This window comes from Klebsiella sp. GG_Kp173 (assembly GCF_040062415.1).
Classification (GTDB): domain Bacteria; phylum Pseudomonadota; class Gammaproteobacteria; order Enterobacterales; family Enterobacteriaceae; genus Klebsiella; species Klebsiella quasipneumoniae.
On the sequence record NZ_JBEAFZ010000020.1, the window covers coordinates 25,379 to 51,956 of the forward strand.

Below are 26,578 nucleotides of genomic sequence, written 5' to 3' on the forward strand. Positions count from 1 at the left end.
GATGGCGAATAAGGAGCACCGCGTGAAGCAATCACTGGGATTACTTGAAGTTTGTGGTCTGGCACTGGCTATTAGCTGCGCCGATATCATGGCGAAATCCGCTTCTATCACGCTGGTCGCCCTCGAAAAGACCAATGGTTCAGGCTGGATGGTCATTAAAATTACCGGTGATGTGGCCTCAGTACAGGCGGCCATCACCACCGGTGCACAGTTTGCCGAACAGCGAAACGGTCTGGTGGCTCATAAAGTCATCGCCAGACCCGGAGAAGGGATCCTGCCAGCAGAGGCTCCCCCACCCTCCGTCATGGAACCTGAGCCTGAAGAGTCAGAGACGGCTGATGTCGTTTCTGAAGCGCCAGCAGAAGAGCCCCTCCAGCAACAAGGCGTGGTGAGCTGCAACCTGTGCCTGGATCCAAAATGTCCACGCCAGAAGGGCGAGCCACGCACCCTTTGCATTCATCCCGGCAAGCGAGGTGAAGCGTAATGGATAAACAGCTTCTCGAATCAACGGTCAGTAAAGTCCTCGACGAGATGCGTCTGCGGCCCATTCCGCTGGGGGTTTCAAATCGTCATATCCACCTGTCGGCGTCGGATTATGAACGCCTGTTTCCCGGTCATCCCATCAGCGAGAAAAAAGCGCTGCTGCAGCCGGGACAGTACGCTGCGGAGCAAACCGTCACCCTGGTAGGGCCGAAGGGGCAGCTTAAAAATGTTCGCCTGCTCGGCCCACTGCGTTCGGTAAGCCAGGTGGAAATATCGCGTACCGATGCCAGAACCCTGGGGGTGGCGGCGCCGCTGAGAATGTCCGGCGATCTGAAGGGGACGCCGGGCATTCGCCTGGTCAGCTCTTTTGGCGAACTGGAGCTACCTTCCGGGGTTATCGTCACACAGCGGCATATCCATATGTCGCCGCTCGATGCGCTGATCCTGCGGGTCTCGCACGGCGATATGGTTTCGGTGGCGATTGAAGGCGACGATCGCGGGCTGATCTTCAACAACGTGGCGATTCGCGTGTCACCGGACATGCGCCTTGAAATGCACATTGATACCGATGAAGCCAACGCCGCCGGCGCTGATAACCCGCAGGCCTTTGCCCGGCTGGTAGGCCCGCGATGAACGGCGCAGTTTTGCAGCGCATTGTGGAGGAAATCGTCTCCCGGCTGCAGCGTCGCGCCCATAGCACGGCGACGCTGAGCGTTGCGCAGCTGCGTGATGCCGACTGTCCAGCGCTGTTCTGTCAGCACGCCTCGCTGCGCATCCTGCTCGTTGACCTGCCGCTGCTGGCTCAGCTTGCGGATGCGGAAACCGACGATGCCGCGGCGCGGAAAATTCACGAGGCGCTGGCTTTCGGCATCCGCGTGCAGCTCACCCTGCACAGCCAGCTGCTGCCGGTTATCCCGCTCAAAAAACTGGCGCGCCTGCCGGTGATATTCACCGACGAGCGCGGACTGCCGCTGATCCTGCATGCAGGTTCAGTGCTGAGCTATCGCGACGTCGCGCAGCTGGGCCAGGGGCGTCTGGTTATCCACCGCAAATGCATCGTGACCGCGCTGGCGCGCGAAGCGGCACAGGCGCGGCATATTCAATTCATTAAGCAGGAGTAAATCATGCATCTGGCACGAGTCACGGGCGCGGTTGTCTCCACGCAAAAATCGCCTTCCCTGATCGGCAAAAAGCTGCTGCTGGTGCGGCGGGTCAGCGCCGATGGCGAACTCCCCGCCTCCCCCACCTCCGGCGATGAAGTCGCCGTGGATTCCGTCGGCGCAGGGATCGGCGAGCTGGTTCTGCTTAGCGGCGGCTCCAGCGCCAGGCACGTTTTTTCCGGGCCAAACGAGGCCATCGACCTCGCCGTTGTCGGCATTGTCGATACGCTTTCACGTTAAGGAGCGAATATGGCGATTTATACCCGAACGGGCGACGCTGGCACCACCTCACTCTTTACCGGCCAGCGGGTGAGCAAAACGCACCCGCGGGTTGAAGCCTACGGCACGCTGGACGAACTGAACGCCGCGCTGAGCCTGTGCGCCTGCGCCGCCGCGGATAAAAAACACCGCGCCTTACTCGAGGCCATCCAGCAGCAAATATTTTGGTTTAGCGCAGAACTGGCCAGCGACAGCGAACGGCCGTCGCCGAAACAGCGCTACATCAGCAGCGAAGAGATTTCCGCTCTGGAAGCCGCCATCGATCGGGCCATGGCCCGCGTCGAACCGCTGCACAGCTTTATTTTACCCGGCCGCTGCGAAGCCGCGAGCCGCCTGCATTTTGCCCGCACGCTGGCCCGCCGCGCCGAACGCCGGCTGGTTGAGCTGGCGGCGGAAGTCAACGTGCGCCAGGTGCTGATGCGCTACATCAATCGCTTATCAGACTGCCTGTACGCCCTGGCGCGCGCGGAAGATAGCGATGCGCACCAGAACAACATCATCCGCGAAGTGAGCCGGCGCTATCTGGCCGCCAGCCAGCCGAGCCGCAGCAAGGAGACGACGCCCGTGGCGCTCTCATTCCATGATCTGCACCAGCTCACCCGCGCCGCGGTTGAGCGCGCGCAGCAGCTGCAGGTTCCGGTGGTGATCAGCATCGTTGACGCGCACGGTACGGAAACCGTGACCTGGCGGATGCCGGACGCTCTGCTGGTCAGCAGCGAGCTGGCGCCGAAAAAAGCCTGGACCGCGGTGGCGATGAAAACGGCGACTCATGAGCTGAGCGATGTCGTTCAGCCAGGCGCCGCGCTTTATGGCCTCGAAACGCATTTACAGGGAAAAGTCGTCACCTTTGGCGGCGGTTACGCCCTGTGGCGCGACGGCTCATTAATTGGGGGTCTTGGCATCAGCGGCGGCAGCGTTGAACAGGACATGGATATCGCACAGACCGCCATTGCGGCCATTAACGTGGGAACACATCAATGAATACTTCTGAACTCGAAACCCTGATTCGCACCATTCTTAGCGAGCAATTAACCACGCCAGCGCAAACGCCGGTCCAGCCGCAGGGCAAAGGGATTTTCCAGTCCGTCAGCGAGGCTATCGACGCCGCGCACCAGGCGTTCTTACGTTATCAGCAGTGCCCGTTAAAAACCCGCAGCGCCATCATCAGCGCAATACGTCAGGAGCTGACACCGCTGCTGGCGAGCCTGGCGGAAGAGAGCGCCAATGAAACGGGGATGGGCAACAAAGAGGATAAATTCCTGAAAAACAAAGCCGCGCTCGACAACACGCCGGGCGTGGAAGACCTCACCACCACCGCGCTGACCGGCGACGGCGGCATGGTGCTCTTTGAATACTCGCCGTTTGGCGTTATCGGGTCGGTCGCGCCGAGCACCAACCCGACGGAAACCATCATCAACAACAGCATCAGCATGCTGGCGGCGGGCAACAGCGTTTACTTCAGCCCGCATCCGGGGGCGAAAAAGGTCTCTCTGAAGCTCATCAGCCAGATAGAAGAGATTGCCTTCCGCTGCTGCGGCATCCGCAACCTGGTGGTCACCGTGGCTGAGCCGACTTTCGAAGCAACCCAGCAGATGATGGCCCATCCGCGCATTGCGGTGCTGGCCATTACCGGCGGCCCGGGTATTGTGGCGATGGGCATGAAGAGCGGTAAGAAGGTGATTGGCGCTGGCGCGGGCAACCCGCCCTGCATCGTTGATGAGACCGCTGATTTGGTGAAGGCGGCGGAAGATATCATCAACGGCGCCTCGTTCGATTACAACCTGCCGTGCATCGCCGAGAAGAGCCTGATTGTGGTGGAGAGCGTAGCTGAACGTCTGGTGCAGCAAATGCAATCCTTCGGCGCGCTGCTGCTGAGCCCCGCCGATACCGACAAACTCCGCGCCGCCTGCCTGCCTGAAGGCCAGGCGAACAAAAAACTGGTCGGCAAAAGCCCGTCGGCCATGCTGGAAGCGGCCGGGATCGCCGTGCCGGCGAAAGCGCCGCGTCTGCTGATTGCTATCGTCAACGCCGATGACCCGTGGGTCACCAGCGAACAGCTGATGCCGATGCTGCCGGTAGTGAAAGTCCGCGATTTCGATAGCGCGCTGGCGCTGGCCCTCAAGGTTGAAGAGGGGCTGCATCATACCGCCATTATGCACTCGCAGAACGTGTCGCGCCTGAACCTTGCGGCCCGCACCCTGCAAACCTCGATATTCGTCAAGAACGGCCCCTCCTATGCCGGGATCGGCGTCGGCGGCGAAGGTTTTACCACCTTTACCATTGCCACGCCAACCGGTGAAGGGACAACCTCGGCGCGCACCTTTGCCCGCTCCCGGCGCTGCGTGCTGACCAACGGCTTTTCCATCCGCTAACCGAGGTCGGGATGAATACTTTCTCACTACAAACGCGGTTGTACAGCGGTCAGGGCAGTCTGGCGGTGCTCAAGCGCTTTACCAATAAGCACATCTGGATAATCTGCGATGGCTTTCTGGCGCGTTCGCCGCTGCTGGATACCCTGCGTAACGCGTTGCCCGCAGATAACCGCATTAGCGTCTTTAGCGAGATAACGCCGGACCCTACTATCCATACCGTGGTGCAGGGGATTGCGCAAATGCAGGCCCTGCGTCCGCAGGTGGTCATCGGCTTCGGCGGCGGTTCGGCAATGGACGCGGCGAAAGCTATCGTCTGGTTCAGCCAGCAGAGCGGCATCAACATCGAAACCTGCGTGGCCATACCAACCACCAGCGGCACCGGCTCGGAAGTGACCAGCGCCTGCGTGATTAGCGACCCGGATAAAGGCATTAAGTACCCGCTGTTCAACAATGCGCTGTATCCGGATATGGCGATCCTGGCCCCGGAGCTGGTGGTCAGCGTACCGCCGCAGATTACGGCCAACACCGGTATGGACGTGCTGACCCATGCGCTGGAGGCGTGGGTTTCGCCGCACGCCAGCGACTTTACCGACGCGCTGGCGGAAAAAGCCGCCAAACTGGTGTTCCAGTATCTGCCCACGGCGGTGGAAAAAGGTGACTGCGTGGCGACGCGCGGGAAAATGCATAACGCCTCAACCCTCGCCGGGATGGCCTTCAGCCAGGCGGGACTGGGGCTTAATCACGCTATTGCCCACCAGCTTGGCGGGCAGTTTCATCTGCCGCATGGCCTGGCAAACGCGCTGCTGTTAACCACGGTTATCCGCTTTAACGCCGCTGTTCCCCGCGCTGGCAAACGCTATGCGCGGCTGGCCAAAGCCTGCGGCTTTTGCCCGGCAGAGGCCAACGACGTCACAGCGATCAATGCGCTGATTCAGCAGATCGAACGACTCAAGCAACGCTGCGCGCTGCCGTCACTGGCGATCGCGCTGAAAGAAGGACGCTCTGAGTTTTCCGCGCGTATTCCGGCAATGGTGCAGGCCGCGCTGGCGGACGTCACGCTACGCACCAACCCGCGCCCGGCCAGCGCCGAGGAAATTCGCGAACTGCTGGAGGAACTGCTATGAGCGCCGCCATCAACAGCGTTGAAATCTCCCATAGCGCCGATGAAATCCGCGAGCGCGTGCGCGCAGCGGGCGTCGTCGGCGCGGGCGGCGCGGGGTTTCCCGCCCACGTTAAGCTACAGGCGCAGGTAGAGATTTTTCTGGTCAACGCCGCCGAGTGCGAACCGATGCTCAAAGTTGACCAACAGCTGATGTGGCAGCAGGCAGCGCGCCTTGTGCGCGGCGTGCAGTACGCCATGACGGCAACCGGCGCGCGCGAAGGGGTCATTGCCCTGAAAGAGAAATACCGCCGGGCTATCGACGCCCTTACCCCGCTGCTGCCTGCCGGTATCCGTCTGCATATTCTGCCGGACGTCTATCCCGCGGGCGATGAAGTACTGACCATCTGGCTGGCAACCGGTCGCCGGGTCGCGCCCGCCGCGCTGCCGGCCAGCGTCGGCGTGGTGGTCAATAACGTGCAAACGGTCCTCAATATTGCCCGTGCGGTTGAGCAGCAGTTTGCGGTGACCCGCCGCACGCTGACCGTTAACGGCGCGGTCGCCCGACCGCTGACCGTCACGGTCCCCATCGGCATGTCGCTGCGCGAAGTGCTGGCGCTGGCGGGCGGCGCGACGGTCGATGACCCCGGTTTTATTAACGGCGGTCCGATGATGGGCGGCCTGATCACCTCTCTCGATAACCCGGTGACCAAAACCACCGGCGGCCTGCTGGTGCTGCCGAAAAGCCATCCGCTTATTCAGCGGAGAATGCAGGACGAACGCACGGTGCTTTCCGTGGCTCGCACCGTCTGTGAGCAGTGCCGGCTGTGTACCGATCTCTGCCCACGGCATCTGATCGGCCACGAACTCTCTCCGCACCTGCTGGTGCGGGCAGTGAACTTTCATCAGGCCGCCACGCCGCAGCTGCTGCTTAGCGCCCTCACCTGCTCGGAGTGCAACGTCTGCGAAAGCGTGGCCTGCCCGGTCGGCATTTCGCCGATGCGCATCAACCGCATGCTGAAACGCGAGCTGCGCGCGCAAAACCAGCGCTATGAAGGGCCGCTGTATCCTGCCGACGAAATGGCGAAATACCGCCTCGTACCGGTGAAGCGATTGATCGCCAAACTGGGTTTAAGCCCCTGGTACCAGGAGGCGCCGCTGGTTGAAGACGAACCATCGGTAGAAAAAGTGACTTTGCAGCTGCGCCAGCATATCGGCGCCGGCGCGGTGCCCAACGTTGCGGTTGGGGAGCGCGTAACGCGCGGACAATGCGTTGCCGATATTCCGGCAGGTGCATTAGGCGCGCCGGTTCACGCCAGCATTGATGGCGTTGTTACGGCCATCAGCGAACAGGCCATCACGGTGGTAAGAGGTTAACCATGTCTCAGGCTATAGGAATTTTAGAACTCACCAGCATTGCCAAAGGGATGGAACTCGGCGATGCGATGCTGAAAAGCGCCAACGTCAATCTGCTGGTCAGTAAGACCATCTGTCCGGGGAAGTTTTTGCTGATGCTCGGCGGCGATATCGGCGCTGTCCAGCAGGCCATTGAAACCGGTACGTCCCAGGCCGGCGAGATGCTCGTCGACAGCCTGGTGCTGGCGAATATTCATCCCAGCGTCCTTCCGGCCATCAGCGGCCTGAATATCGTCGATAAGCGCCAGGCGGTAGGTATCGTCGAAACCTGGAGCGTGGCGGCCTGCATCAGCGCCGCTGACCGGGCGGTAAAAGGCTCAAACGTCACCCTGGTGCGGGTGCATATGGCCTTCGGCATCGGCGGTAAATGCTACATGGTGGTGGCGGGCGACGTTTCTGATGTCAACAACGCCGTGACGGTTGCCAGCGAAAGCGCGGGCGAAAAAGGGCTGTTGGTTTACCGCTCGGTGATCCCGCGCCCGCATGAAGCGATGTGGCGACAGATGGTGGAGGGATGATGGAAAGGCAGCCGACAACGGATCGCATGATTCAGGAATATGTTCCCGGAAAACAGGTGACCCTCGCGCACCTGATTGCCAATCCAGGGAAAGATCTCTTTAAGAAGCTGGGCCTGCAGGATGCGGTATCCGCCATTGGCATCCTCACCATTACGCCCAGCGAGGCGTCGATTATCGCCTGCGATATCGCCACCAAATCCGGCGCGGTAGAGATTGGTTTTCTTGACCGCTTTACCGGCGCCGTGGTGCTGACCGGCGACGTTTCCGCCGTCGAGTATGCCCTCAAGCAGGTGACGCGCACGCTGGGCGAAATGATGCAGTTCACTACCTGCACGATCACCCGGACGTAGCGCAATGAAACGTCTGATGCTTATCGGCCCCAGCCAGTGCGGGAAAACCTCGCTCACCCAGGGTCTGCGCGGCGAAGCGCTCCATTACAAGAAAACTCAGGCGATTGAATGGTCGCCGATGGCCATCGACACGCCGGGCGAATATCTGGAGAACCGCTGCCTTTATAGCGCCCTGCTGACCAGCGCCTGCGAGGCCGACGTTATCGCGCTGGTGCTGAATGCCGACGCCCAGTGGTCGCCTTTTTCTCCGGGTTTTACCGTCCCGATGAACCGTCCGACGATTGGCCTGGTCACCAAAGCTGACCTCGCCGACCCGCAGCGGATATCGCTGATCGGCGAGTGGCTCAGGCAGGCTGGTGCCCGGCAAATTTTTATCACCAGCACGCTGAATAACCTGGGTCTTGATGCCGTGCTGAATTTTCTGAATTCGAAGGAACCTTTATGATGTCTTACAAAATCATGGCCATTAACGCCGGCAGTTCATCGTTAAAATTCCAGCTGCTGGAGATGCCGCAGGGCGACATGCTCTGCCAGGGATTAATCGAACGTATCGGCATGGCAAACGCCCAGGTGACTCTCAAAACGCCGGAGCAGAAATGGCAGGAGACGGCGCCGATCGCCGATCACCGTGAAGCCGTCACCCTGCTGCTTGAAAAGCTCCTCAACCATCGGATTATCCAGAGCTTGCAGGATATCGATGGCGTCGGCCACCGCGTGGCGCACGGCGGGGAGCGCTTTAAGGATTCGACGCCGGTCACCGATGAAACCTTAGCGGAAATCGAGCGCCTGGCAGAGCTGGCCCCGCTGCATAACCCGGTAAATGCCTTAGGCATCAAAGTGTTCCGCCAGCTGCTGCCCGACGCGCCGTCGGTGGCGGTGTTTGATACCGCTTTTCACCAGACGCTGGATGAGCGCGCGTTTATCTATCCGCTGCCGTGGCGCTACTACAGCGAGCTGGGCATTCGCCGCTACGGCTTCCACGGCACCAGCCATAAGTACGTCAGCGCGACGCTGGCGGAAAAGCTGGGCGTACCATTGAGCGCTCTGCGCGTAGTGTGCTGTCATCTCGGCAACGGCAGCAGCGTTTGCGCAATCAAAGGCGGGCGTTCGGTTAACACTTCAATGGGCTTTACGCCGCAGTCTGGGGTGATGATGGGCACCCGCAGCGGCGATATCGATCCGTCGATTCTACCGTGGCTGGCGCTGCATGAGGGTAAAACGCCGGAGCAGCTGAATCAGCTGCTGAATAACGAGTCCGGCCTGTTGGGCGTTTCCGGCGTCTCGCACGATTATCGCGATGTCGAGCAGGCGGCGGACAGCGGTAATCGTCAGGCAGCCCTGGCGCTCACCCTGTTTGCCGAGCGCATTCGCGCCACCATCGGCAGCTATATTATGCAGATGGGCGGCCTCGACGCGCTGGTCTTTACCGGCGGCATCGGCGAAAACTCCGCCCGAGCCAGGAGCGCCATCTGCCATAACCTGAATTTCCTCGGGCTCTCGGTCGATGAAGAGAAAAACCAGCACAACGCCACCTTTATTCAGGCCGAAAATGCGATGGTCAAAGTGGCGGTGATCAATACCAATGAAGAGCTGATGATCGCCCGCGATGTGATGCGCCTGGCGCTGCCGCAGGCGCGCGAGCTGGCGGTACCAGCCTAAACGACGCCTCTCCCCTTTGCGGAGAATCATGGTAACCGGCGGGTCGCCGTGCCACTATGCGCCCTGGCGAAGGTAAGCGGAAAGGTGAAAACGTGGCCGTTGCACAATGTCCCGCCTCGTGCGGAGAACTTATCCAGGGCTGGATCCTCGGCAGCGAGAAGCTGGTCTCCTGCCCGGTGGACTGGTACAGCACCGTCGAGGTCGAGACCGGCAAACCGCGCAACGATGAGCGGCCGCTGTCGCGGGCGATGGTCGACCAGCTGCTGGCCCACTGGGGCTACCCGGCGGCGCTGAGTCAGCAGATCCGCATCACCCTGCACTCGACTATCCCGGTAGCCAAAGGGATGGCCAGCAGCACCGCCGATATCGCCGCCACCGCGGTGGCCACCGCCCAGCATCTGGGCCACGCGCTGGATGAGCCGACGCTGGCGCGCCTGTGCGTCGCGCTGGAGCCCACCGACAGCACCCTGTTCCACCAACTGACGCTGTTCGATCATAATACCGCCGCTACCCAAATCGCCTGCCCTGCGCCGCCGGCGCTCGACCTGTTAGTGCTGGAGAGCCCGCTGACGCTGCGTACCACCGACTACCATCAGCTGCCGCGCGAGGCGGGTCTGCTGGCTAACGCCTCCCGGCTGCAGCTGGCGTGGGAGAAAGTGCAGCAGGCCTGCCAGCATGGCAGCCCGCAGCTGCTGGGCGAAGCGGCCACTATTAGCGCCATCGCCAGCCAGCGGCTGTTGCCCAAGCCGGGGTTTGACGCGCTGCTGGAGCTGGTGGAAAGCGCAGGATTGTATGGCCTCAACGTGGCGCACAGCGGCAGCGTCGTCGGCCTGCTGCTGGACCGCCGTCGTCATGACGTGGATTTTTTGCAATGGCGGCTGGCAGAGCGCGGCATCGCCGCCCACTGGCCGCAACAGCATCTGCTGGCGATGGTGCCGGGCGGCGTCACCCTGCAGTAGGGCTCAGGCCAGCGCCCGGCGCAGCGCCGCCAGCAGCTGGTCGTTTTCGCCGGCGCTGCGGATCGCCACCCGGAAATAGCGGCTATCCAGCCCCGGGTAGTTGGCGCAGCTGCGGATCAACATGTGCTGGCGCAGCAGGGCGTATTGCAGGTCAAGATCGGGTCTGTCACAGCGCAAGAACAGGTAGTTGGCGCGCCCGGGCCACACGGTCAGCCCGGCCATCTCCTGAAGCTGCGCGTAGAAACGCGCTCCCTCCTCCTGCAGCCACTGCCAGGTGGCCCGCTGATACGCCCGGTCCTGAAGAATGATCTCCCCGGCCAGAGCGGCATAGGCATTGATGGACCATGGCATTTGTCGCTCGCGCAGCCGGGCCACCGCCCGGGCGTCAGCGTTGAGCAGGTAGCCTAGACGCAGCCCCGGAATAGCATAAAATTTGGTCAGCGAGCGCAGAACCCAGACGTGCGGATACTGCGCCAACAGGGGAATAAACCCCGGCTGATCGGGAATAAAGTCGAGGAAGGCTTCATCGAGGATCAGGCTGATATTTAGCGCCCGACAGCGTTGCGCAATGGCTTCCAGCAGGCCACGCTCCGGCAGCAGACCAGTGGGGTTGTTCGGGGTGCAGAGAAACAGGCAGTCCAGCGCCGGCGTGAGAGCATTGAGGATCCCATCGGTCAGCTGCCAGCCATCGCGCTCCTGCAGGGCATACTCCACCACCTCGCAGTCCACAGTCTGCAGCGCGCGCCGGTACTCTGCGAATCCGGGAATGACGATCATCGCCCGCCGCGGCTTAAGGCCGTGGACAAGGGTGAAGATCGATTCAGTTTCGCCGTTACCGGCGAGGATATGCGCCGCCGGCAGCCGATGGTGGGCCGCCAGCGCCTGATGCAGCTGTTGATACTCAACGTCAGGGTAGCGCTCGGCGCAGCCGGGATTGTCGACGATCGCCTGCCTGAGCGAGGCGGGCATTCCCAGCGGATTGATGTTGGCGCTAAAGTCCAGCAGTTCGCCGGGCGCAATGCCCAGCAGGGCGGCGGCCTCGCGGATATTGCCGCCATGGGCGCTTTTCAGTAAGGCCATGTCCCTTTCCTGTGTGGTTATCCGCGGCGGGCCAGCGTCGCGCCGTCGGCGAAGTAGGCTTTAATCCCGGCGAGGATCGACTCGGCCACCTGCTGCTGGAATTTGGCCGTTTTCAGCTTCCGCTCCTCTTCCACGTTACTGATAAACGCCGTCTCTACCAGAATGGAGGGGATATCCGGCGCCTTCAGCACCGCAAAGCCCGCCTGCTCTACCCGGTTCTTGTGCAGGTTATTAATATTGCCCATTTTCTCCAGCACTGCCTTACCAAATTTGAGGCTGTCGGCGATGGTGAGGGACTGCACCATATCGAACATGGTGTGGTCGACATAGCGATCGCCGCTCTTGCTGACCCCACCGATCAGATCCGAGGCGTTCTGCGTCTGGGCGAGATATTTTGCCGCGGTACTGGTGGCCCCCTTGGTGGAGAGCGCAAACACCGAGGAGCCGCTGGGCTGGCGGCTGGTAAAGGCGTCGGCGTGAATCGAAACGAACAGGTCGGCGCGCTGCTTCTGCGCCTTGGCGACACGCACCTTCAACGGGATAAACACGTCTTCGTTGCGGGTCATATAGGCCTTCATATTGCCTTCTTTGTCGATCAGCGCCCGCAGGCGGCGGGCAATTTGCAGCACCACGTCTTTCTCGCGGGTGCGATACTTGCCCACGGCGCCGGAGTCTTCGCCGCCGTGGCCGGGATCGAGCATGATGACAATCGGCCGGTCGCGCCCGGCTTTGCCCGGCTGCGGCCCGCTTTGCGCCGGCGGCACCTGTCGCTCCAGATCGCCTTTGTTGTAATCCTCAAGCAGCGCCAGTAGCGGATCCTGAACATCGGTGGCGTTGGCGGGGTAGAGATCCATCACCAGACGCTCTTTAAAGCCAGCTACCGGCGCGAGGGCAAACAGCTGCGGCTTAACGTTCTGCTTGAGCTCGAAGACCATGCGCACGGTTTGCGGATCAAACTGGCCCACGCGGGCGGACTTAATAAAGGGATCGTCATCGCGGATCTGCCCCCCCATGCCTTTCAGCACCGAGTTGAGATTAACCCCTTCCAGATCCACCACCACCCGTTCCGGATTACTGAGGGCAAACTGCCGGTATTTCAGCACATGATTCGATTCCACCGTGACGCGCGTGTAGGTCGATGCTGGCCAGACGCGAACAGCGACCACCCGCGCGGCGGCGGCCAGCCCAACGGGGCTCACGCTCATTAACCACATGGCGCCCGCGCCCTGCAGCAGACGGCGACGGCTTAATCCAGAGTTGTTTCCCGACATGCCACTCCCAAGCAATAAAAACGCATTTATACCCAAAACAAACAGATTGACCAGAAACTTTAACGAAAGGCATATAACCTGTCATCTATAAAAGGGTAAACATTCATTGACACCCTGCGCCGGGTCACATGTTTTTCGTGGCTTAGCCTCAAATTGGGGCTTGCGTTTAACGGCAAAACAGAATAAAAATACAATAATTACGAATAATCATGCATTGAGGGTTTGTCATGGTGAAGGAACGTCGCACTGAACTGGTAGAAGGATTCCGCCATTCTGTTCCCTATATAAATGCCCATCGGGGAAAAACGTTTGTCATCATGCTGGGCGGCGAAGCCATTGAGCATGAAAATTTTTCAAATATTGTCAATGACATAGGACTATTGCATAGCCTGGGCATTCGCCTGGTGGTGGTCTATGGCGCCCGCCCGCAGATTGACGCTAATCTCGCCGAGCACCACCACGAGCCGGTCTATCACAAGCAGACGCGAGTGACTGACGCCAAAACGCTGGAGCTGGTTAAGCAGGCGGCGGGGATGCTGCAGCTGGAGATCACCGCCCGCCTGTCGATGAGCCTCAACAACACCCCGCTGCAGGGGGCCCATATCAATGTCGTCAGCGGCAACTTTATCATCGCCCAGCCGCTGGGCGTCGATGACGGCGTCGATTATTGCCACAGCGGGCGCATTCGCCGTATTGACGAAGAGGCGATTCATCGCCAGCTCGACAGCGGCGCCATAGTCCTGATGGGGCCGGTCGCAGTATCGGTCACCGGCGAGAGCTTTAACCTGACTTCGGAGGAGATCGCCACCCAGCTGGCCATCAAGCTGAAGGCGGAGAAAATGATCGGCTTCTGTTCGTCGCAAGGGGTTTACAACCAGGCCGGGGAAATTGTCTCTGAACTGTTCCCCAATGAAGCGCAGGCCCGCGTCGAAGAGCTGGAAGCGGACGAAGATTATAACTCTGGCACCGTGCGCTTCCTGCGCGGGGCGGTGAAGGCCTGCCGCAGCGGCGTGCGGCGCTGCCACCTGATCAGCTATCAGGAAAATGGCGCGCTGCTGCAGGAGCTGTTCTCACGCGACGGCATCGGCACCCAGATCGTCATGGAGAGCGCGGAGCAGATCCGTCGGGCGACCATCAACGATATCGGCGGTATTCTTGAGCTGATAAGCCCGCTGGAGCAGCAGGGCATCCTGGTGCGCCGCTCCCGCGAACAGCTGGAGATGGAGATCGACAAGTTCACCATTATTCAGCGCGATAACACCACCATCGCCTGCGCCGCCCTCTATCCTTTCCCGGAAGAGAAGATCGGCGAAATGGCCTGCGTGGCGGTGCATCCGGATTACCGGAGCTCGTCGCGGGGAGAGGTGCTGCTGGAGCGTATTGCCGCCCAGGCCAGACAGATGGGCCTGAGCAAGCTGTTCGTGTTAACCACCCGCAGCATCCACTGGTTCCAGGAGCGCGGCTTCACGCCGGTGGATATCGACCTGCTGCCGGAGAGTAAAAAGCAGATGTATAACTATCAGCGCCGGTCGAAGGTGCTGATGGCTGACCTCGCTTAGCTCCTTCTCCCCCTTTCTAACGGCCCGGGATAGCGCGACGCTCATCGCGTTATCCCCGGGGCCGGTATCCCCCTCTTCGCGCCGATCTGACGTGCGGCTCGCGGGCTAAATTCCTGGTTTCCGCGCAGACCATATCTTTCTCGCTGGCTCACCGATATGCTACTGGCTGTCGACAGGATATCGACTGGCGCCACGGCCACCACCCGCCCTGCAAGGATCGCTTAACGAATGGAAACCCAACCGAACTGGCTGATCAGACATATCAACCTCATTACCGCCGCGGTCGCCCTCTATCCGTGGTTGCTGTTGATTTTGTTGCTCTGGGACAACCAGCGCCATCATCAGAATGGCTATGCCGCGCTTGGCGCCGCCGTGGCGGTATTATTTCTGCTGGCCGTGTCATCCGGGATTAATCTCCTCATCTCCTCGCTGGTGATTTTTATTGCCCGCAGTTCCTCTTCACCGCTGGCCAGCGGCGCAGCAGTCCGCTTTTTCGCCATGAACTCGATCTCGGCGCTCTGGCTTATCCCTCTGTTCTTCAGTTACTGATTTTTCCGCCAGCCCGGGCAACGGCTGCAGCATTTTCCATCGCCCGGACCCGGCGTCTCAGGGGGCTTCGCGCCCGGCGAAAATCTCCGCCAGGCCGCTGCGCCGCTCGGTGCGGGTCACAATGGCCTGGGAGAGCACCTGCTCGTCGGCATAGAGCGACAATCGCCGTTTTGCGCGGGTGATCGCGGTATAAACCAGTTCGCGTGTCACCAGAGGAACGCTGCGCGCCGGCAGGATCAGCGCCGCATGGTCGAACTCGGAGCCCTGCGATTTATGCACGGTCATCGCCCAGGCGGTGTCATGCTCCGGCAGGCGGCTCGGCTGCACCGACTTGATGGCGCCGTCGGGCATCAGGAACCATACCCGCAGCTCGCCGTTGCGCTCCAGGGCGATGCCGATATCGCCGTTAAACAGCCCCAGCGCGCTGTCGTTGCGCGCGATCATAATCGGCCGGCCGTCATACCAGCGGGAGTGGCGCGGCAGGGCGATCGCCCGCTGGCGGTTGAGCCGCTGCTCCAGCCGCTCATTGACGCCGCTCACGCCGTACGGCCCTTCCCGCAGCGCGCACAGCAGCTGAAATTCGCTGAAGGCGGCCAGCATGGCCTGCGGTTCCGCCCGCTCGCGGCGCAGCTGCAGGTAGCGCTCATAGCCCTGCTGGGCCGCGCCGAGCATGGCTTCGTACTCTTCGGTCGTACTGAGGGGATGAAGCGCGATATCGTCAAACGGCTGGCGCAGCGTGGCCTTCACCGCCGCGCGCGCGCCAGCGTTCACCGCCCGCGCCAGGCTCCCGATGCCGGAGTGACTGCCGAAGCGATAGCTCTTTTGCAGCAGGCACAAGCTGTCTCTCAGCGCGCCAGCGATAGCCCCCTCGCCCGCTGGTACCGGCGAACCGGTCAGCCGGGTCAGCTCCTGCGCCCGCGCGGCGGTGTAGCCCGAGCTCGCCCAGGCGCAGATATCGCCCAGCACCGCCCCCGCTTCTACCGAGGCCAGCTGGTCACGATCGCCGAGGAAGATCACCCGCCCGTGAGCCGGCAGCGCGTCGATGAGCCGCGACATCATCGGCAGGTCGATCATCGAGGCTTCATCCACCACCAGCACGTCGAGATGCAGCGGGTTGCCGGCGTGATAGCGCATGCGCTGGCTGCCTGGCTGGGCGCCCAGCAGACGATGCAGCGTGCTGGCCTCGGTGGGAATCAACGCTTTCTGCGCGTCGGTCAGCGGCAGTTTTCTCAGCGCCGCGCCCAGTGATTCGGTCAGGCGCGCCGCCGCTTTCCCCGTCGGCGCCGCCAGACGAATACGACAGCGCGGACTATCTTCAATCTGGATCAGCGCCGCCAGAAGTTTGGCCACGGTGGTGGTCTTCCCGGTCCCGGGACCGCCGGAGATCACCGAGATGCGGCGGGTCAGCGCCACCGCCGCGGCCACTTTTTGCCAGTCGGTTTCGCCGGTGGCAGGGAACAGGGCATTGAGGGTTGCCGCCAGCCGGGCCTCATCCATCTCCAGCACCCGGTTGGCTTCGTTGAAGAAGCGGGCGACGGTCAGTTCGTTGCGCCACATCCGGTTCAGATAGAGCCGGTCGCCGCATAAAATCATCGGCGCCGGGGCATCGCCGCAGCTCACCGCCGACGAAGCGAGCAGCAGCGAGGGCCAGTCCTCCGGCGCGCCGGCGTCGGCCAGCAGCCGATCGCGGATCTCCCCCGCTTTCCCGCTTAGCGCCTCGTCGCCGCTCAGCCGCGAGAGCGGCAGGCACACGTGCCCCTCTCCGGCATCACGGCTCAGCAAGGCCGCCGCCAGCTTGACCGCCGGCGGGTCGTTTTGCGCCACCATCAGGGCAAACTGGACGTCCAGCGGCCGCAGCAGACGCTGCTCCACCGCCGCCAGCAGTAGTTGATCAAAAGTCATGAGGCCTCCTCCTGAGTTTCTCCGGCAAAAAGCTGATCCAGACCGTCAATCAGCGGTCGCACCGGCCGGGTAGTGAAGATCCCCTGCCCCCCCTCCTGACCGTCCATGCCGCGCAGGAAGAGATAAATCACGCCGCCGAAGTGGCGGTCATAGTCGTAATCGGCCAGCCGGTGGCGCAGATAGCGGTGCAGCGCCAGGCTGTACAGCTGATACTGCAGATCGTAGCGGTGGGCCCGCATCGCCTGCTCCATCGCTGGCCGGGTATAGGCCTCGCGATCTTCTCCCAGCCAGTTGGATTTGTAATCCAGCAGGTAATAGCGGCCTTCGTGGCGGAAGACCAGATCGATAAAACCCTTCAGCATGCCGCGCACCTGGCGGAAATCCAGCGGCGGCGTGTCGGCGGAAAGGGGATCGTACTGGCGGATAAGCGCATCAAGGCGCTCCGCCGTCAGCAGCTGCGCGATGGGCAGGTAAAATGCCATTTCCACCTGTTTATCCCGCGCCGCAAGCTGATTGAGCGCGATATCCGGCCCCGGCAGGCGGGTCTTCAGCACGCCCCCCAGCCAGTCGGTCAGCACCGGCGCCCACTCTGCGTCAAACCCGCTCAGCTGCAGTTTCTCCGCCATCCATCCGTCCGGCACCGGCTGGGTAAAGTCCAGTTCCTCAAACAGACTGTGCAGGAAGGTCCCCGGCGCAGCGCCGCGCGGGAACTGGTGCGGGGTCAGCTGCGGCTCTTCCACCACCTCGCCGACGCCGACGGCATCGATATCCAGACGTGGCAGCAGATCCTGCCCGCTGCTGAAGCCATGCTGCTGCAGACCGGAATAGCTGGTTACCCGCCAGTCATCGGCGATGCGGCGCTGCAGCTCGCGCGCCGACAGCGGGGGGATGCTCGCCGCCGGCGCCTGCCACGGGGTCAGATCCAGCTCGCCCGGCCTCTGCAATGCAGTATCGCCATGGCAGAAGTCCGCTAAGCGCGCGGCCAGCCCGGCGGCATCCATGGCTTCGCCCGCCTGCAGCAGCCGCCCTAGGGCGCTCAGATGAAAATCGCTGTTGCCGGACTTTCGGCTGCTGAGGGGCGCTACGCCGAGGCTGCAGTGCCAGACCGAGCGGGTCAAGGCGACGTACAGCAGGCGCAGATCTTCCGCCAGCCGCTCCGCCTCCGCCAGTTCGAGGCTGGCCTCATCCTGGCCCAGATCCAGCACCGCCGCGAACGTCTCGCGATCGTGATAGAACGCCTGGTCCTGTTTGCGAAACCGGGCGATAAACGGCAGCCAGACCAGGGGATATTCCAGCCCTTTTGACTTATGAATAGTGACGATTTGCACCAGGTGCTTATCGCTTTCCAGACGCATCTGCTGGCTGGCAGCGTTGCTGTCCGGCTCGGCGATATGCTGCGTCAGCCAGCGCACCAGGGCATGCTCGCTTTCCAGCTGGCTGGCCGCCTCCTGCAGCAGTTCGCTGATGTGCAATATGTCGGTTAAGCGCCGCTCGCCGCCCCGGGTCGCCAGCAGGTTCTCGGCGATATGCCGGGCCGTCATCAGCGCCCGCAGCATCGGCATCACCCCGCGCTGACGCCAGATCTGGCGGTATTCACTGAACTCCTCCACCAGCGCGTCCCACGCCTGCTCATCCTGATTGAGATTTTCAATATCCCGCGCGGTCAGGCCAAACATCGAGGTCGCCAGCGCGCTGCGCAGGGTATTTTCCCGCTCCGGGGACAACACCGCCTGCAGCAGCCAGAGCAGCTCCTGGGCCTCCAGCGTCTCAAAAACGCTGTCGCGGTTGGAGAGGTAGACCGAAGGGATGCCCAGCGTCTGCAGCGCTTCACGCACCTGCGCCGCCTCCAGCCGGTTGCGCACCAGCACGGTAATATCCGAAGCCTGCACCGGGCGCGAGGTTTCCCCACGCCACAGCAGCGCGCGCCCCTGCTGGCCGGCGCTCAGCCAGTCGCGGATCTGCGTGGCGCAGAGCTGCGCCATAAACGTCTGATAATCGCCGGCGCCCACGGTGTCGCCGGGCATCAACCAGACGTTCATCGCCGGTACGTCCGCCGCGTCAACGGTAAAGCGCAGCCCCTGGTTCTTCGCCGCCGCCTTCACCGGCAGGAACGGGATCTCGCGAAACATGAAGGGGTTATCGCTGAGGCTGAACAGCCGGTTGACGCTGCCCACCATGCCCGGCGAGGAGCGCCAGTTGGTGTCTAGCGTGTAGTGCGCAGCAACGTCGCCGCGCGCTTTCATATAGGTAAAGATATCGGCGCCGCGAAAGGCGTAGATGGCCTGCTTCGGATCGCCGATCAGCAGCAGCGCCGTCTCCGGCTGCTGGCGCCAGATACGGCGGAAAATCCGGTACTGCTGGGGGTCGGTGTCCTGAAATTCGTCGATCATCGCCACCGGAAAACGCTGGCGAATGGCGCTGGCCAGCGCCTCTCCGCTGTCGCCGCGCAGCGCCTCGTCAAGCCGACTGAGCATATCGTCAAACCCCAGCTCGCCGCGGCGGCGCTTTTCGCGCGCGACCGCATCGCGGATCTCGACCATCGCTCTCGCCAGCACCAGATCGGTGAGCGTCAGCGACGAGGCCAGCAGCGATTCTACGGCGCTAAACAGAGGATGTACGGGCGGTTCGCCACCGGCCTTGGTACGCTCAAGCAGAAACGACTGGGCAAATTTCTCCAGCGCGTCGGGTAACTGATAGCTCAACGTCTCTTCCTGCGCCCAGGCGGTCACTTTCTCAAGCCATTTGCCCTGGTTGCCGCGATTGAACTTCCGCCGGTCAAGACCAGAATCTTCAAGCACGCCTTCGATCTCGCCCACCTGCTCGCGCCACTGTTGCTTGAGCGAGTCAATGCGGTCGATGATTTGCTGATGGCGTTCGGCCAGCGTCTCGTCGGCGGCTGGCGGCGACTTAAGCTGCGGCGCTTCGCCCTGCAGCCAGCGGTCAAGGGACTTCAGCAGATCGCGCGGCCCTTTCCAGACGTCATGGATCACCGCCGCGATATCGCGGGTCAGCGGATAACAGTGACGGCGCCAGAAGTCGGCGCAGGCCTGATAGCGCAGGCGGGATTCATCCTCTATCAGCTGCTGCTCGAACAGCATGCCCGATTCGAAGGCGTTAAGGCTCAGCATCCGCTGGCAAAAACCGTGGATGGTGAACACCGCCGCCTCGTCCATCTGCCGTTCAGCCAGCAGCAATGTCTTTACGGCGTCGTCTTTGTCGACGATCTCCGCCAGCAGCGCGCTGTAGAGCGGGTTATCGGATTCACCGCGCATACAGGCGATGCGCAGCTCGTGGATGTTGCTGCGGATACGCCCGCGCAGCTCTTCAGTCGCCGCCTCGGTAAAGGTCACCACCAGCAGTTCTTCAACGCTGATGGCGCGGGGATAGGCGGCCTCGCCGCCCAGCCCCAGCAGCAGCCGCAGATACAGCGCGGCGATGGTAAAGGTTTTTCCGGTGCCCGCAGAGGCTTCTATCAGGCGCTCGCCCCTCAAGGGCAAGCGCAGGGGATCCAAAGACTCAGCGGTGTCGGTCATTCATTCTCTCGCATCAGGGGTAAGGATTGCTGCAATGCGCTGACGTTTTCCCACACTTTGCCGCCTGCCGGCTGGGCATAGTCCGCTTTGCCATTCTGGCTACCGGAAATCTGGGACAATATCGTCATGCCCTGCGGCTCCACCACCGTCTGATGGAAGAAGTCAGCAAGTTTTTGCGGCGTCAGCAGTTTAATCTGAGCCACTACTTTATCACGTGAATCAAAACGCATATTACCGCGATCGAAATCTTTGCTCAGTTTCGATGCCTCTTCGCCCAGCGTCTGCGGCGCCTGCAGCATCTGGCTTATCACCGCCTGCTGGAGCTGGGCAAACTCTTCCGGCTTCATCGCCCGCAGCTTCGCCTCCGCGGTGGGGAAGAAGGCCTGGAACCGCTGCCAGAGGAAAGCCGGCTGCTTATCGCTACTTTGCAGCAGGAAGCCCATGCCCCACTGACGTCCCACGTTCATCGGGAAGGCAAAGACCGCGTAGCCGAGCTGCTCTTCGGTACGCAGCTGGTTATAGAACCACGGCTGAATAATCTGTCCCAGCAGGGTGCTGGCGGCGGTGCTGCTGAACTCATCCACGTTGGGCGGCGCGAACACCGCGGCCAGCGCAGAGTCGGTGCTGTTGCCCGCTTTGTTGAAGATCGCCAGCTGCTGCCGGTTCACCACCACATCTTTATTGCGACACCATTCGTTGCCGTCAGCGCCCAGCTGCTGCTGGATCTGGCGAGCCAGCGTCGTGGCGGCATCGGCGGACATATTGCCGATCACCATCAGTTCAGGGCGCCCCTTGGTTTTCAGGTTGGCGCGGTAGTCGAGCACCTCCTGCAAAGTGATGGAAGGCAGCAACGCCCGGCGTACTTCGCGCTGGAAATACGGTACCTGGGAGACCATCTGGATCGGCATTATCGCCTGATCGTAGGCTTTGCCCTTCTCAGCGGAATCCATCATTTGCGCATACCACGATTTGGCCTGCTCCAGCTGCTCCTCGGTCGGCGTATAGCTGAAGTATCCCTGCAGCAGGTCGCTGAACAGCGCCGGCAGGTGCTGGGTGTAGCCGTTGGCATTGACCATTAACCCGTTATTGGCGCCGGTGGAGAACGAAATGCCGCCGACCGCCGCCTGGTTACTGAGCTGATCGAGGGCGATGCCGGCGAGATAATCGTTGAGGGCAAACATCACCTGCCGGCGAGCGCTGTCCATCGCCTGGGGATTACGCAGCACCAGGGAGATATCCGCCTTCGGCTCGCTGGCGAAATACTGGCTCGGGGCATAAACCACCCGCAGCGTCGGTTCATCGAGGATCAGCTGCGGGTGCGGCCAGGCTTTATCGCTTTTGATGAGGGTGAAATCATCCGGAATATAGGGGTTGAGCACCGGCAGCTGCAGCTTGATGGCCTGCGCTTTTTGCTGCCAGTCAGCGAAGGTCTGCTCGCTAATCTTATCCACCTGATACGGCGCATCGACAAAATAGGCGGTCTTGTTATGCGGTTCCTGCGGGCTGATATACCAGATGCGCGCGTTCTGCGGGGTCATCATCGCCAGCCGGTCTTTGATCGCCTGCGGGTCGTACCGATCGGCAATGTTGACCACGTCCAGCGCATGCTCGACCGGCACCCGGATCATGGTATCCGCCAGCCATTCCACGTAATCCATATCACGGTTGATCGACGGATAGCGGAAATCCAGCGCCAGCACATGCGCCAGCTCGTCAAAGTAACGTTTGTCGACGCCCTGGGTACGCAGGAGGTCGAGGTAGCTGAATATGGCCGCCGTCACTTCGTCGCGGTGCGCCAGGCCTTTATCGGTGAGGGTGGCAGAGATCGCCAGCACGCCGCTGTTGCCGTTCACCACCGGGTCAGAATCCGCGCGGATGCCTTCCGCCAGTCCCTGCTTTTGCAGCCAGTCGGAAAGCGTCCCCGGGCTACGGTTGCCGATCAGGTAAGTGACCAGCTCATCGGTTTTACTGCGGAAGCGATCGCTGTTGTTGTCGATGCGAAACTCGACGCGCAGCACTTTACGCGGCATCGCCGGCACATAGTGAATAATGATGCCTTTTTGCGCATCGGTTACCACCGGCACGCTTATTTCCGGCCTGCTGATTTGACGATTCGGCACGCGGCCAAAGGTGTCAGCGGCCATGCGCGCCAGCTCCGGCAACGGCTTGTTGCTGTAGATCACCGCCTTCATCAGATTGGCGGAGTACCAGCTATCGCGGAAGGTATGCAGCGCATCAAGTACCGGGCTGCCGGGCTTATCGCTGAGCGTCTCGAGGTTGCCGCCAGAGAAGTGGGCCGCCGGGTGAGCCGGGTTAATGGTTTCTGCGCTGACCTGGGCCATGCGCATCCCGTCTCGCGTCCGGGCCATGGTTAGCTCGGCGTTGACCGCGTTACGTTCGCGGTCGGCATATTTTTTATCCAGCAGCGGCGCGGCAATGGCATCCGCCAGGCGGTCTACGGCCCCGTCCAGCGCATTATTCTCCACTTCGAGATAGAACGCGGTGCGGTAGGGCGCGGTGCTGGCGTTATGGCTGCCGCCGTGCAGTTTAAGAAACTCTGCCAGACTGTCAGGCTGGGGATATTTTTGTGACCCCATCAGCGTCATATGTTCCAGAAAATGCGCCAGCCCCTGATGATCGGCCGGATCCTGCAGGGATCCCACCGGTACCACCAGCGCCGACAGCGATTTCACCGCCTGCGGATCGGAAACCAGCAGCACGACCATGTCGTTATCAAGACGGATCGCCTGATACTGACGCGTATCTTTTTCGCTTTTGCGGATCGTCTCCTGAACAGGCTGCCATCCGGTGTCGGCCTGACTAAACGGCGCCCAGAGGGCGGCCAGCACAACAAAAATCTTGAACCATAAACTGCGGGGCATTCACGAACCTCATCATTAACAAACTTGCGCTGCACAGCGTGCAGCCTTTTATGTCCATCAGTCCGTGATACGTTGCGCATAATAAATGAACCGCCATTCACTGCGCAATTTTTATACTATTTAAATTTGTGTGGACTGATGGTAACGATATAGCGGTAACAGATAACGCTGCGTCTGGGCAATGATTTCTTCGTAATGCGCCGGCTCCAGCGAACGCCACAGGCGTTGATACCAGATATCGGCCCCCTCCCCGCTGACCACCATGTTACCTTCGTAGGTCTGCAGGAATTTGCTCCGCGCTTTCTGCTGCGTCTCTTCGTCCATTAAAATGACATCCTTTTCGGCGTCATAACAGGCTTTCAGCCAGGCGCCACCGCTTTCCGGCAGCAGCAGCAGCGGCTGCGACATCCCCAGCAAATAGCCATCCACCAGCTCATTCAGGTACGCCTGCGCCTCGGCGGACGCCAGCGGCGGAAAACGCCACTCTCCCTCTTTACGCACAAACAGCCGGCTCTCGCCGGTACCGCCGCTGGCACAGTAGACAAGGTGTTCCAGCCAAAGTTGCATCCCCTGGGAGACGCTCAGCAGCGAAGGCCGCCAGCGCAGCAGCCCGTCCGGCTGCACCTGCTGCAGCCAGCCGGTCAGATTTACGCCGCCGCACTGGAGATCGATCTCCATGCTCTGCGCCTGCTGGCGCTCGGCCATCACCCGCTCGGCCAGGGCCTGCATCTCCAGTCGCTGCGTCTCCCACACCAGTTCGCCAAAGGCGCCATACGGCAGCTCGCCGGCGGCGCGGAAGCGGCGGAACATGGCCGAGACGTCCTGCTCCTCGATAAGGGTATTAAGCAATTGCTGGTTCAGTTGATAACGGCTCAGCCCTTCCAGGGTGAAGGGCTCGTCATCGGGAATATCATCCTCTTCCGCACGGAAATTGACCCGCAGACGCTGCTGAAAGAACGCGCGAACCGGGTGCTGCCAGAAGCGCAGGAGCTGCTCGAACGGCAGGCTGTCTATCGGCGGCGGGGTAAGCGGTTGTATGAAGTCGCTATGCGCCTCACCCTGCTGGCCGGCGGCAGCCAGCCATTCCCGGGCGTAGCTCTTATTCTCGTTATCCTGGAAATTGGCGACGTCGAACGGCATGCGGGTATGCAGATGGGTGATGTGGGCTTTAACCCGCGCCTCGCTGGCGTCGCAATCAAGCTCCTCATCGCCGGCGAGACAGTGGCTCTGGCCGACGTAATCCACCAGCTCCTGCACCAGCACCGAGGGAAAGCGCTCGCTGTTGTCCTGGATAGAACGGCCGATGTAGCTGATATACAGCGTCTGTTCGGCGGACATCAGCGCCTCCAGGAACAGGTAGCGGTCATCATCGCGCCGGCTGCGGTCGCCGCGCTGCGGCTTCTGGCTCATTAAATCAAAACCCAGCGGCGGCAGCGTTCGCGGATAAACCCCATCGTTCATCCCCAGCAGGCAAACCACTTTGAAAGGAATAGAGCGCATCGGCATCAGGGTGCAGATATTGACCGGGCCGGCGAGAAAGCGCTGGCTGATCCGTTGCTGATCGAGGCGCTGGGCCAGCTCATCGCGCAGCAGCGTCAACGGCACCTGGTCGCCATACTGCGCCTCCAGACCGCTATCAATCACCGCCAGCCACTGCTGCTCAATCAGCGCCAGCGCCGCTTCGGTCTCGCTGTCCGGCAGGAAAAAGTCATTCAGCAGATCGCGACAGACCGGCAGCCACTCCGCCAGCGGCCGCTGTTGGGCGAGACCGCGTCGCCACAGGTTAAGCTGCATCAGCAGCGATGCGAGGTTACCTACCAGCTCGGCGATCAAACCGCTGGATTCGTCATAGGGCAGCACCGACTGCCATTCGCCCTCCCGGCTGTCCATCGCGTAGCCCAGCAGCATGCGGGTAAGGCCGAACCGCCAGGTGTGCTGGCCGGTCGCCGGCAGGTCCAGCTCACGGACGTTGTCGTCATCCATTCCCCAGCGGACCCCGGACTCGTTGACCCACTGGCGCAGGTAGCGCAGACCCTCTTCATTGATGTTAAAGCGCGCCGCCAGCACCGGCACGTCCAGCAGCGCCAGCACATCTTCGCTGGCGAAGCGGCTGTCGGGCAGCGAGAGCAAAGTGATAAACGCCTGCAGCACCGGGTGCGACTCGCGGGCGCGGCGATCGGAGATCGCCCACGGCAGCCAGCGGTCGCCGCTGGCGGCGCCAAACACCGCCTGTATATAGGGGCTGTAGCTGTCGATATCCGCCACCATGACGATGATATCCCGCGGCGTGAGCGTCGGGTCCGCCTCCAGCATCGCCAGCAGCCGATCGTGCAGAACCTCCACTTCACGCTGCGGACTGTGGCAAACATGAATGCTCAGGCTACGGTCATCCTGCGCCAGCGGACGTTTGTCGCGACTGTGGGCGAAAGCCTCCGCGCTCTGCCCGTCCACCGCCGCGTTGCGCAGTTCGAGGATATCCGACTGCAGATTATGCAACAGGTTATCGGGAACGATATCGACAAAGGCGTCCAGCTCCTCATAGCGCTCCAGCCCCGCCAGCAGGTAGATATAATCGCGCCCCAGTTTGCCCCAGGAGGCGAGCAACGGGTTGCCGACATCCTGCTCCCCGGCGTCATTAAACAACCCCGGCGCCTGCTCGGTGTCGCGAAACAGGGGTAGCGCGCGCGCCTCGCGGTGATGGCGCCGCTGACGCGATAGCAGCTTCGCCAGGAATGCCGGATCTTTAATATCACCCCAGTAATAGCGGCAGGGGTTGGTGAACAGCACATAGACATCGACATGCTTACCCAGCGCCTGCAGCGCCTGTAGGTAGACCGGCGGCAGCGCGGAAATTCCACAGATAAAGACGCGCGACGGCAGCCCGGCGGGCGGTTCATCCGCCTTTTCCAGGGCGCTGATAAAGCGCTGATAGAGATTGGCGCGGTGCCACTGCGGCTGCCCCAGCTCGGCGGTATAGCGCACCAGCGCTTTCCACAGCGGCGCCTGCCACTGCTGGGCGTCGCCGAGGCCGTCAACCCGCTGGTCGGCCTCCCAGCGCATCAGCCATTCCGGGCGATAAACCAGATACTGGTCATAGAGGTCCGCTACCCGGGCGGCCAGCTGAAACAGCTTGCGCTTGTCGCCGTCATCGCTCAGATACTGGCGCAGCAGGATAAAATCGTCCTCTTCCAGGTGCTGCGGCAGGAGAGTCATCAGCTTCCAGCTCATGCTCTGCTTGCTGAAGGCGCTTTCGCCAGGGATATCCTTCAGGACGCGCACGAACATATCCCAGATAAAGCTCGCCGGCAGCGGGAACTCGATGTTGGCGGCAATGCCGAAGCGCGAGGCCAGGGTCATCTGCAGCCACTGCGCCATACCGGTACTCTGCACCAGCACCATTTCAGCCTGAAAAGGGTCATCCAGCCGCTGGCGCTCGACGATAAACTCCATCAACGCCTCGAGAACATCCAGCCGGTTTGAGTGGTAAACCCTTAACATAATTGCTCC

At 61.7% G+C, this 26,578-nt stretch carries 21 protein-coding genes; 15 read left to right on the forward strand and 6 right to left on the reverse strand.

What is annotated here, in order from left to right; all coding sequences use genetic code 11:
* Position 1 precedes the first annotated feature (1 nt).
* The 13 genes from ABLU50_RS10305 (at position 2) to ABLU50_RS10365 (ending at position 10,295) form a co-directional block, all read left to right on the forward strand.
* Positions 2-484 carry a BMC domain-containing protein gene (locus ABLU50_RS10305; RefSeq protein ID WP_085955473.1) on the forward strand — a complete coding sequence of 161 codons (483 nt, stop codon included), beginning with the start codon at positions 2-4 and terminating at the stop codon, positions 482-484.
* Positions 484-1,116, forward strand: coding sequence for a phosphate propanoyltransferase (locus ABLU50_RS10310; RefSeq protein ID WP_087833230.1), 633 nt, complete (start codon positions 484-486; stop codon positions 1,114-1,116). The genes ABLU50_RS10305 and ABLU50_RS10310 overlap by 1 nt, the downstream gene beginning before the upstream one ends.
* Positions 1,113-1,604 (forward strand): microcompartment protein PduM, encoded by a 492-nt coding sequence (pduM, locus tag ABLU50_RS10315; protein WP_023319060.1) that lies wholly within the window; start codon positions 1,113-1,115, stop codon positions 1,602-1,604. Before ABLU50_RS10310 ends, pduM begins: the two co-directional genes overlap by 4 nt.
* A 3-nt stretch (positions 1,605-1,607) precedes the next feature.
* Entirely contained in the window at positions 1,608-1,883 is a 276-nt protein-coding gene (gene pduN, locus ABLU50_RS10320; RefSeq protein WP_000549823.1) for a propanediol utilization microcompartment protein PduN, read from the forward strand.
* A 9-nt stretch (positions 1,884-1,892) separates the two neighbouring features.
* The gene (pduO, locus tag ABLU50_RS10325) at positions 1,893-2,903 is read left to right on the forward strand and encodes a two-domain cob(I)yrinic acid a,c-diamide adenosyltransferase PduO (protein WP_087833229.1); all 1,011 of its coding nucleotides are present in this window, start codon (positions 1,893-1,895) and stop codon (positions 2,901-2,903) included.
* Positions 2,900-4,294, forward strand: coding sequence for a CoA-acylating propionaldehyde dehydrogenase PduP (gene pduP / locus ABLU50_RS10330; protein ID WP_087833228.1), 1,395 nt, complete (start codon positions 2,900-2,902; stop codon positions 4,292-4,294). The genes pduO and pduP overlap by 4 nt, the downstream gene beginning before the upstream one ends.
* 11 nt (positions 4,295-4,305) lie before the next feature.
* Positions 4,306-5,418, forward strand: a complete 1,113-nt coding sequence (gene pduQ, locus ABLU50_RS10335; protein WP_087833227.1) for a 1-propanol dehydrogenase PduQ — start codon at positions 4,306-4,308, stop codon at positions 5,416-5,418.
* A complete protein-coding gene (pduS, locus tag ABLU50_RS10340; RefSeq protein WP_087833226.1) occupies positions 5,415-6,770 on the forward strand; it encodes a cobalamin reductase PduS in 1,356 nt (451 codons plus the stop codon). Before pduQ ends, pduS begins: the two co-directional genes overlap by 4 nt.
* Positions 6,771-6,772: 2 nt before the next feature.
* Positions 6,773-7,327 (forward strand): propanediol utilization microcompartment protein PduT, encoded by a 555-nt coding sequence (pduT, locus tag ABLU50_RS10345; RefSeq protein WP_004205470.1) that lies wholly within the window; start codon positions 6,773-6,775, stop codon positions 7,325-7,327.
* Positions 7,327-7,677, forward strand: coding sequence for a propanediol utilization microcompartment protein PduU (gene pduU / locus ABLU50_RS10350; protein WP_004205469.1), 351 nt, complete (start codon positions 7,327-7,329; stop codon positions 7,675-7,677). The genes pduT and pduU overlap by 1 nt, the downstream gene beginning before the upstream one ends.
* 4 nt (positions 7,678-7,681) lie before the next feature.
* Positions 7,682-8,122 (forward strand): propanediol utilization protein PduV, encoded by a 441-nt coding sequence (pduV, locus tag ABLU50_RS10355; RefSeq protein WP_060656712.1) that lies wholly within the window; start codon positions 7,682-7,684, stop codon positions 8,120-8,122.
* A complete protein-coding gene (locus ABLU50_RS10360; RefSeq protein WP_060656732.1) occupies positions 8,122-9,336 on the forward strand; it encodes an acetate/propionate family kinase in 1,215 nt (404 codons plus the stop codon). Before pduV ends, ABLU50_RS10360 begins: the two co-directional genes overlap by 1 nt.
* Before the next feature lie 92 nt (positions 9,337-9,428).
* On the forward strand, positions 9,429-10,295 hold the full coding sequence (locus ABLU50_RS10365) for an L-threonine kinase (RefSeq protein ID WP_128335990.1): 867 nt from the start codon (positions 9,429-9,431) through the stop codon (positions 10,293-10,295).
* Positions 10,296-10,298: 3 nt separating this feature from the next.
* Here the strand turns inward: ABLU50_RS10365 and cobD are convergent, their stop codons facing one another.
* The gene (cobD, locus tag ABLU50_RS10370; RefSeq protein WP_087833225.1) at positions 10,299-11,375 is read right to left on the reverse strand and encodes a threonine-phosphate decarboxylase CobD; all 1,077 of its coding nucleotides are present in this window, start codon (positions 11,373-11,375) and stop codon (positions 10,299-10,301) included.
* A 17-nt stretch (positions 11,376-11,392) separates the two neighbouring features.
* Complete coding sequence (gene amiC, locus ABLU50_RS10375) at positions 11,393-12,646, reverse strand: N-acetylmuramoyl-L-alanine amidase AmiC (protein ID WP_017899228.1); 1,254 nt, start codon at positions 12,644-12,646, stop codon at positions 11,393-11,395.
* Between the two features lie 227 nt (positions 12,647-12,873).
* On the opposite strand from amiC, the gene argA reads away from it, so the two are divergent.
* Both argA and ABLU50_RS10385 read left to right on the forward strand, forming a co-directional pair.
* Positions 12,874-14,205, forward strand: coding sequence for an amino-acid N-acetyltransferase (argA, locus tag ABLU50_RS10380; RefSeq protein ID WP_004149616.1), 1,332 nt, complete (start codon positions 12,874-12,876; stop codon positions 14,203-14,205).
* 228 nt (positions 14,206-14,433) lie between these two features.
* Positions 14,434-14,754: a hypothetical protein gene (locus tag ABLU50_RS10385; protein WP_087833224.1), complete on the forward strand. Its 321-nt coding sequence runs from the start codon at positions 14,434-14,436 to the stop codon at positions 14,752-14,754.
* A 57-nt stretch (positions 14,755-14,811) separates the two neighbouring features.
* On the opposite strand, the gene recD is transcribed toward ABLU50_RS10385, so the two are convergent.
* From recD to recC, 4 genes are all read right to left on the reverse strand, one after another.
* Positions 14,812-16,656, reverse strand: a complete 1,845-nt coding sequence (gene recD, locus ABLU50_RS10390) for an exodeoxyribonuclease V subunit alpha (protein WP_060656717.1) — start codon at positions 16,654-16,656, stop codon at positions 14,812-14,814.
* Entirely contained in the window at positions 16,653-20,189 is a 3,537-nt protein-coding gene (gene recB / locus ABLU50_RS10395; protein ID WP_087833223.1) for an exodeoxyribonuclease V subunit beta, read from the reverse strand. Before recB ends, recD begins: the two co-directional genes overlap by 4 nt.
* On the reverse strand, positions 20,186-23,071 hold the full coding sequence (gene ptrA / locus ABLU50_RS10400) for a pitrilysin (RefSeq protein ID WP_087833222.1): 2,886 nt from the start codon (positions 23,069-23,071) through the stop codon (positions 20,186-20,188). The genes recB and ptrA overlap by 4 nt, the downstream gene beginning before the upstream one ends.
* Before the next feature lie 120 nt (positions 23,072-23,191).
* Complete coding sequence (recC, locus tag ABLU50_RS10405) at positions 23,192-26,569, reverse strand: exodeoxyribonuclease V subunit gamma (RefSeq protein WP_087833221.1); 3,378 nt, start codon at positions 26,567-26,569, stop codon at positions 23,192-23,194.
* Positions 26,570-26,578 lie beyond the last annotated feature (9 nt).